Below are 1314 nucleotides of genomic sequence, written 5' to 3' on the forward strand. Positions count from 1 at the left end.
ACGACGCTCCATGCGAACACCGCGCGCGAGGTGATCGAACGGTTGGAGGTGCTCATCCTCATGGCGGCCGATTTGCCGATTTACTCCATTCACCGGCAGATTGCCTCGGCGATCGATCTGATCGTCCATATTTCGCGGTTACCGGGCGGAAGGAGGGTGATCACGGAAATCACCGAGGTCGTGGGGGTCGATCCCGAGACGAAAAGCGTCATCATGCACGACATCTTCAACTTCCGGAATGGCCAGTCTCTGGAGCCGACCGGCTATCTTCCCACGTTTATCGACTCACTGGTGGAAAAGAACCTGCTGGACCTCAACTTCCTCTACGGGGAAGGCTATCAAGCCGTGCAGGCTGCCCCTGGGGGAACGGGCCCTCAGCACGAAGCCATCGGCGAGGACCGGAGGATTCGGGTATGACGGGAAACCAGGATTTACTCCTGCTGGGCTGCCTGTGCTCAGGAATCGCGGCCGCTATCCTGGTGTACAGCGCTCGTGATTGGCTTGCCCAGGCATTCGCCTGGATGGAGGCCGACGTCACCGATAAGCTGCGGCGCTTGCGGGTGAGGACCACACGGGTCAGATTCTGGCTCATTCTCTGGCTGGTCGGTATTGCCGTGGCTTTTTTCGGCTTCTGGCTGGTGGTGGACAGCCTTATCTTCGCGGTTTTGACGGCCGTATTACTTCTAGCCGCGCCGTGGTATCTTCTGCGGCGCATGGCCGAGTACTATCGGCGGAAGATCGAGGATCAACTGGCCGATGCCATGGTGACCCTTGCCAACGCGGTGCGAGCAGGTTTGTCGCTGGCCCAGTCGTTGGAGATTCTGGCGGCCCAGTGTCCACGGCCTATCAACGCGGAGTTCCGGCAGATTGTGGCGGAATACAACCTCGGCAAGCCCCTCGATCGGACGCTCATCGAAGCGAAACAACGGCTGAAGAGCGAGAACTTCGCGCTGTTCGCAGCGGCCCTGCTGGCCAGTCACGAACACGGCGGGCGACTAAACGAAACGGTGGAACGAATTGCAGGATCTGTCCTGGAACTTCAGCGGCTGGAGCGTAAAGTTCTTTCGGAAACCGCCCAGGCCCGCAAATCGGCGGTTTACATGGCTATCGCCCCGGTGATCTTTCTCATTGGTTTTTACATCATGGATCCCGCCAACACGATGCTGTTGTTCACGCAGCCGTTGGGACACCTCCTGCTGGGGATGGCCGTCATGCTGGATGTGATCGCGTATCTCTGGGCCCGTGCGTTACTAAGGCCTGATATCTAATAACGAAATGCCGAAAAAAGAGCGCATGCGCCGTGACCGTGAGCAA

At 58.7% G+C, this 1314-nt stretch carries 1 protein-coding gene and 1 pseudogene; both read left to right on the forward strand.

The genetic code is table 11. The features are described from left to right. A pseudogene (locus tag H5U08_RS19070) lies at positions 1-417 on the forward strand (hypothetical protein); the annotation flags it as partial. After that, positions 414-1268, forward strand: a complete 855-nt coding sequence (locus H5U08_RS19075; protein ID WP_297036832.1) for a type II secretion system F family protein — start codon at positions 414-416, stop codon at positions 1266-1268. The pseudogene H5U08_RS19070 and the gene H5U08_RS19075, both read left to right, overlap by 4 nt. Positions 1269-1314: the final 46 nt, after the last annotated feature.

Source organism: Thermogutta sp. (assembly GCF_014359955.1).
Classification (GTDB): domain Bacteria; phylum Planctomycetota; class Planctomycetia; order Pirellulales; family Thermoguttaceae; genus Thermogutta.